General features: G+C 47.5%; 4 protein-coding genes. 1 reads left to right on the forward strand and 3 read right to left on the reverse strand.

Annotated features, from left to right (window positions below; all coding sequences use genetic code 11):
- Positions 1-7 precede the first annotated feature (7 nt).
- Positions 8-2,377, reverse strand: a complete 2,370-nt coding sequence (locus ACYVGO_RS35075) for an ABC transporter permease (RefSeq protein WP_460973360.1) — start codon at positions 2,375-2,377, stop codon at positions 8-10.
- A 198-nt stretch (positions 2,378-2,575) separates the two neighbouring features.
- Complete coding sequence (locus ACYVGO_RS35080; protein WP_460973361.1) at positions 2,576-4,744, reverse strand: DEAD/DEAH box helicase; 2,169 nt, start codon at positions 4,742-4,744, stop codon at positions 2,576-2,578.
- A 444-nt stretch (positions 4,745-5,188) separates the two neighbouring features.
- On the opposite strand from ACYVGO_RS35080, the gene ACYVGO_RS35085 reads away from it, so the two are divergent.
- Positions 5,189-5,422, forward strand: a complete 234-nt coding sequence (locus ACYVGO_RS35085) for a DUF2905 domain-containing protein (protein ID WP_142775318.1) — start codon at positions 5,189-5,191, stop codon at positions 5,420-5,422.
- Here the strand turns inward: ACYVGO_RS35085 and ACYVGO_RS35090 are convergent.
- Positions 5,388-6,638, reverse strand: a 1,251-nt coding sequence (locus ACYVGO_RS35090) for a hypothetical protein (protein ID WP_460973362.1), incomplete at its 5' end; no start/stop codon positions are given. The genes ACYVGO_RS35085 and ACYVGO_RS35090 overlap by 35 nt on opposite strands.

Here is a 6,638-nt window from a genome sequence, read left to right on the forward strand (position 1 = left end):
CTCTACATTATTCGGTTCGTAAACTCTTCACCGGGTCCATCAGCGCAGCTTTGATGCTTTGGAAACTAACGGTGAACAAGGCGATCAATACAGCCGACATGATGGCTACGAGAAAATACCACCACTCCAGGTTGATCCGATAAGCGTATTTTTCGAGCCAGCCGCTTAAAAAATACCAACCCAGCGGAAACGCAATGAAGGCTGCCAGTAGCACTAAGAGAATGAACTCTTTCGACAACATGCCGATGAGGTTGGGAACGCTGGCCCCCAGTACTTTTCGAATGCCAATTTCTTTCGTACGTTGCTCGGCGGTGAACGTGGCTAATCCAAACAGGCCCAGGCAGGAAATGAAAATGGCCAGAAAAGCAAAATAACTTGAGAGCTTGCTAACCGTGTTTTCTGCCTTGTACAAGTTCGCGAATTCCTGATCGGTAAACGAGTATTTGAACGGGAAGTGCGGATTGAATTTCTTAAAACTAGCTTCCAGACTCGCGACAGCCTGTTTCGTTTGCCCCGCTTGTGTCCGTACTAGTACACTTCCCCAGTAATTGGTTGTATCATTGACGCCACGCTGTAAATGTAAAATCAATGGTTCAATGGCCGAATGAAGGGAGTTATAGTGAAAGTCTTTCATTAGGCCAATGATCTTTCCTTTTTTATCCCACATGGTCATTTCCTTGCCCACGGGTGTTTTGTAACCCATTTTTCGGGCAGCGGCTTCGTTAATGAGATAGTTGCTTGTGTCGGTGCTAAAGTCGGGCGAAAAGTCGCGACCATCGAGCAGTTTAATGCCCATCGTTTTTACATAATCGTACGAAATAGCATTCTGGCTGAAGAGTATCAGTTGGGTGGTATCTTTTCCAGGCCACTTAACGCCCTGCGTCGAACTACCTACTTCAAGTGGGTCCGATTGAGCACAGGTGACCGACTTAATGCCCGGTTCTCGTTCCAATTCCTGCCGGAACGTTTGGAAATTTTTGGCTAAATCTCCTTCTAACGGCATATAAAGCAGCCCTTCGCGGTCGTAGCCGAGATTTTTGGTTTGAATAAACTGAATCTGGCGATATACGACAATAGTGCCCAGAATTAGCATAATAGAAAGCCCAAATTGAAGGACTACCAACCCTTTTCGGAAATAAGTAGCACTTGACTTAAACTTCAATGCCCCTTTCAGGATGACCACGGGATTCAGCGAGGACATAAACAGAGCGGGATAACTTCCCGAAATAAGCCCAGTGAGAACCGCTAACGCAAGTAGCAATAACAGGAATGTGGGATTAGAAAAATCGAGCGAAAGGTGCTTTTCGGTTAGGGTATTAAAGACGGGTAATATGAGCAGAACGATTAATACCGAGAATACCAGGGATAGCAGGGTGATGAGCATCGACTCACCAAGGAATTGACCAATCAGGCTGTTTCTGTAAGCGCCCACTACTTTCCTGACCCCCACTTCTTTGGATCGTTTGACCGAGCGAGCCGTCGCCAAATTCATGAAATTAATGCAGGCAATAGCCAGAATAAAAATGGCGACAATGGAGAATGTTTTTACGTACTCGATCCGGCCTCCGTTTTGCTTGCCCGCATCCCAATTCGAATACAGGTACGACTCACCGTAATTTTGCAGAAACAGCTCAACATTACTGTTTTTGTTCTTTGTCTTGATATAGTTTTTGATCTTGGCATTTACCTTATCGACAGATGCATTCTGGGCCAGTAATACGTAACAGCGGGGTCCATTGTTCCCCCATTCTCGTGCCCATTTATTGGCTTTTTGCCAGCGGTCATAGCTCATCAGGAAATCGAACTTCAGCGAGGACGATTCTGGCATATCGGCTAATATGCCGGTTACCATTACATCGTCGGTATTATCAATCCGAACGGTTTTGCCCATTGGGTCCTGACCCTTGAAGTATTTGTCAGCCAATTTCTGGGAGATGACCAGTCCATCAGGGCGTTTGAGTGCTGTTTTGGGGTTGCCTTCTTTGAGTGGAAATGAGAACATGGTCAGGAAGTCACCCTGTACAAAGCGCCCTTTTTCTTTCTCAAAGGTGTTCCCCACTGTAAATAAGGGGGTATTTTCCCAAAGCATCTGGCTGGCCATCTGGATCTCTGGAATGTCTTTAACTATATTTTCGGCCAGAATACCCGGCGTGGAAGCAAACGTATTAACAACGCCCGTGTAGTGTTGATTTTCCATGACCCGGTAAAGGCGACTATCGTTTTTATGGAACCTGTCCATCTGTCGTTCATCCTGTACCCAGATCATAATGAGCAGGCTACAGGCCATACCTAAGGCAAGTCCCAGAATGTTGATGAAGGAGAACGTCTTGTTTTTCCAGAGGTTTCGCCAGGCGATTTTGATGTAGCTGCGTAGCATATGTTTGGGGTTTGGCGTGGAGCACGGTGCATGGAGCGGGGTTAAACCTAACTCCATGCACCGTGCTCCACGCTACTTACTTACAAAGACAAGGCTACAGGCAAGACGTTGCATCGGTAGGATCTTCAAATTGATAAAAACAAAAACGCCAAGCTGTTTCGACAGCCTGGCGTTTTTTATGAACTCAGAAATTAGTGCTTAACGTGCAATTTCAATATTTACCCGGCGACCTTTAATCGTGTTCCCTTCCATTACGTCAACAACGCGGTTGGCAACATCTTTCGGTACGTCCACATACGTGAATTTGTCGAAGATGTCGATGCTTCCGATGCTGTTGCCTGGAATATTGGCTTCACCGGCAATGGCACCTACAATATCGCCCGGACGAACGAAATCTTTACGACCAATGCTCACCATCAGGCGGGTCATATTGGCTTCACGCTCGCGAGGAACCCGTTTGTCGTCCCGATCGAAATAAGGCTTGCGCTCACCATCACGGCCTGAACGCTCATTACGATCCCGATCGGCAAAACGTGGGCGCTCTGGTCCGTCATTACGGCCAAAACGTGCCCCCCGGTCGTCGCGTTCGCCAAAGCGATTGCCACCACCCCGACGGTCCTCGAAACGGCCACCGCCTTCACCCCGACCTCGGTCTTCACCGCGTCCACGATCAGCATAACGGTCATTTCCACGACCTCGTTCTTCACGACGGCGATCATCTTCAAGGCCTAGATTTTGATCAGCGAATTCGTTTTTCTCCAGACCCATGCTGCGTTTCACCAGGGCTGCTACGATCTGTTCGGTCGAGAAGCCGGTATGATGCAGCTGCGTCAGTAAATCGTCGTACAGATTCAGGTCTTTGCTTTCCTTAATCGTCTCTTGCAATTGCTCGATGAAACGAGCCTTACGCACACCAACGATATCTTCAAAGGATGGGATTACACCTTTTTCAACCCGTACTTTCGTGTACGACTGAATTTCGCGGAAACGATATTTCTCATCGCGACCCACCATCGAGAACGCCCGGCCCGATTTGCCAGCGCGGCCCGTCCGGCCAATGCGGTGTACATAATATTCTTCGTCGAGCGGAATGTCGAAGTTAATAACGGCATCTACATCGTCAACGTCGATACCCCGAGCGGCTACGTCGGTAGCTACCAGAATACTGGTTGTACCGGCCCGGAACTTGCTCATTACGTTGGTCCGTTGCGACTGGCGCAGATCACCATGCAAGCCTTCTGCCTGATAACCACGGATTTGCAGATCTTCTACGATTTCGTCAACCTTACGTTTGGTGTTACAGAATACCAGCAGCAGTTTCAGGTCGTACATGTCGATCAGACGGCACATTACCTCAACTTTCGCTTTTGGTTTCACTTCAAAATAGACCTGCTCAATGTTGATGTTGGTCAATTCTTTCTTAACCACTTTCACCAGCACAGGATCCTGCAGGAATTTTTGTGTGATCTGCATAATTGGTTTCGACATCGTGGCCGAGAACAGGATCGTCTGCCGTTCTTCGGGCATGTCCTGTAAAATGCTTTCAATATCTTCACGGAAGCCCATGTCCAGCATCTCATCGGCTTCGTCAAGGATCATCATCTTCACGTTGTCGAGTTTGAGGGTGTTACGCTCCATGTGATCCATAACACGACCTGGCGTACCAATTACGATATGAACACCGCTTTTGAGCGAACGAATCTGCCGTTCGATGGAATCACCACCGTAGATAGCTTCGATACGAACGCCCCGCTTGTGTTTGGCCAGTTTCTTAATTTCTTCGGCTACCTGTAACGCTAATTCGCGGGTAGGGCAGAGGATCAGCGTTTGTACCGAGCGATCCTGAACATCAATCAGTTCAAGCGCAGGAATACCAAACGCAGCTGTTTTGCCTGTTCCGGTTTGCGCCTGTCCAATCACATCGCGACCAGCCAGAATGGGTGGAATCGCTTCGGCCTGAATCGGCGATGGGCTGATAAAGCCCATGTCGGTTACGGCTTGTAATAGTTCGGGCGAAATAGCTAAACTAGAGAATAAAATCTGATTTGGATCAACTTTAGGAGCCACTTCCACTACGGGAGCGTTAGTTATAACGGGTGTTATTGCTTCAGCTTCCGTTGTAACAGGCGCATCCGCAACGATAACTACTTTATCGGCAATGCCTTCAACAACGGTCTCAACGGCAGTATCTTCCGCATTGATTTCTGGTGTAAGTTCGATGCCTGGTTTAGCAACTTTCTTTTTGGGGACTTTCGCCGTTTTAACTTCAGTAACGGGAGAAACTGCGCTAGCGGCCATTTCGGCTGCTACTTTTTCAATATCCAGAAGATCGTTTTGATCAACGGCTTTGGTTGTTTTCGTTTTCATTAATTGGAAATGATTAAATAAAATAAATCATCCAAACGAAGACGAGTGTGTGCCAGTGAACGGCGCGATATTGCGAGAATTGCCCAACGAACGAAGCTGCCCAACGACCCAACTAGGACCCAATTTTCCCCCGCCCTCATCAAAAGGGGGAAACGAACAACGACCGGTGCCGACTCTGCGGCTTATACCGATACGACCGATTGACGATTAGCCCACGCGCAAAAGCTTCACTCATGAAGCGTCCACCCAGAAACCCATCCTGTACATCCGTACATTGGCTCTGTCAGACCTAAACTCAGCGTGTAAAAAGGAGAGTAACAGAGACGCGACGGATGTCGCTTGTAAAATCTGGTGCAAAATTAAGAAGAAATTACCGAAAAAGCAAGTGAGGGGTTATTAATATTGTATTTATTTTAGAAGCCTGGTTTTTGTCATTCTACTACTATGAACCCATCAATCGGTAAATACATCATACTAGCCGGAGCTGTCATTGTCTTAATTGGTCTGATCGTGTACTTTTTCGGCGACAAACTAGGCTGGTTAGGCCGTTTGCCGGGCGATATTCGTATAGAAGGGAAAAATGGGGGTGGTTTCTATTTTCCTATTGTTACTTGCATTGTGGTTAGTATTATCCTGAACCTGCTTATCGTTCTGATCCGTCGCTTTTTCGGGTCTTAACGCTGGTTGATTTCGCTGGCTGATTTTCCTCGCTATAGGTCAGCTTGTTCAGGTAAAACACTTCCCGTTGGGTGGAAACGTGTTTGGATGGAGCAATTTTCTGAAAACCACAGGCTATAAAGTGACGACCGTACCACGCCATCAGGTTATCCTGCGCTGAGAACGTTACTTTTTCATTCTCTGCATTGGTCAGGAGCTTGAACTTCTCAGTTTCTTTCAGAATTTTATTCCCCTGAATTACCTCAGTCGTAATCTCTCCATCACTAGGGTAAGCTAGTACCATGCGGTCGCCCTGTTGCGATACCTGTACCATTTCGGTCAGGTCGGTACTGAGCAGTTCTTTAATTGGGAAGCAGTTATCCCAAAGGAGTTTTCCTTGTTTGTCGAAGCCGCAGATGAAGGCGTGCGTGTACCGATACCCCTCATACCGGTCGGCTCCACGTAAATAGCCACCATACCCTAAGGCACTACCCCGATATTGTGGGAAATATACTTCGGCTACCAATGTGAGTCCATCAGCCGTTGGTTGCAAATCGTGAACCAGCAGCCGGTAGCGGAATTTGTAATCTTTACCTTCATCTTTCTTCTTTTTTGCCCGTGCCAGCAGCTTTTGCTGACGATTGGGTTTTAAATAATTGAAGAAATTCTGGAGCTGTGAGAATTCAATGTACTGAATCTCGGTAGTCGGTTCATCAGTAGCGGTATTGCCAGATTCCCCATGTCGAATGCGGGTTACATAAATGCCCTGCGAATAGGGGGTGCAGTCGGTTGAATAGTTACCTACTAAAAGCGACTCATGGTCATTGACGGGTAACAGTTTTCCCGAGACAAGCGCATTTTCAGCTCCGTCGAAATCCAGTGTGCGGAGTAATTTGCTGTCGTAATTATAGGTTCTGATCGAGAATCTGCAATGACGCTTAAGCGAGTGGACCAGCACGTTAACCTCCTGTCTGGCTTCATCAATTTCCAGACTGCTGATTTCCATTCGATTAACATACATGCCAGGCAGGACCTTAGTAGACTGGTCGAAGAAAGAGAACGCCATGACAACGGGCCTCCCGTGATGGTAGCCACCCACATAGGCCTGACCGCCCATAACTTTGAATTGATGAATATCAAACTGGTCGATTAAGCGACCTTCGTATGTCTCTATGACACCATCATCGAGATGCAACCGTTGCTGCTTTGCTGCTTGCGAACTGTTACGCCTGCCTGC

The sequence above is a fragment of the Spirosoma migulaei genome (assembly GCF_054776855.1).

Coding starts and splice junctions, on each gene's coding strand:
- ACYVGO_RS35075 (WP_460973360.1), bottom strand. CDS start 2,377: ATGCTACGCAGCTACATCAAAATCGCCTGGCGAAACCTCTGGAAAAAC.
- ACYVGO_RS35080 (WP_460973361.1), bottom strand. CDS start 4,744: ATGAAAACGAAAACAACCAAAGCCGTTGATCAAAACGATCTTCTGGAT.
- ACYVGO_RS35085 (WP_142775318.1), top strand. CDS start 5,189: ATGAACCCATCAATCGGTAAATACATCATACTAGCCGGAGCTGTCATT.